This window comes from Bradyrhizobium sp. Kon58, from assembly GCF_055807455.1.
On sequence record NZ_JBVVOT010000193.1, the window covers coordinates 1 to 389 of the forward strand.

Genomic DNA, 389 nt, shown 5'->3' on the forward strand with positions numbered 1-389 from the left:
GTCGAGGACGACGTCGCGTACGCGCTCACTGAACAGCGGCGACCAACCCTCTGGCGCCTTGGCTTCAGGGCCTAACAGCCCGTGACTGATGGCTTTGGTGCAGATGAACGGGTGATCGACATACCCCCCCCACAGGTCGTCTGGGCCTTTGATATTCAGCGCCCGTGCCTGGGCAGTCCCCACCACGGTTTGTGTGGGACGCAGGTACAGATCGCGGCCAGCGTGTGTGTGCGGGTCGTAACTGCCGCCGAATTTTAACCCCATTATTTGCGCCAGCCATCGCGCCAGGGCGAGGTTGGTTTGGACTTCATGTTCGGGCGCGTCGACTCGGGTTGAGTGAGCGACCACCTGTTTTTTACGTGAAATCGGGGTCATGCGTCCCCCTTGGC

At 61.2% G+C, this 389-nt stretch carries 1 protein-coding gene; it reads right to left on the bottom strand.

What is annotated here, in order from left to right:
- Nucleotides 1-375: DUF3182 family protein (locus AC0L20_RS40085; RefSeq protein WP_473295683.1), on the bottom strand; the 375-nt coding region annotated here is incomplete at its 3' end.
- Nucleotides 376-389: the final 14 nt, after the last annotated feature.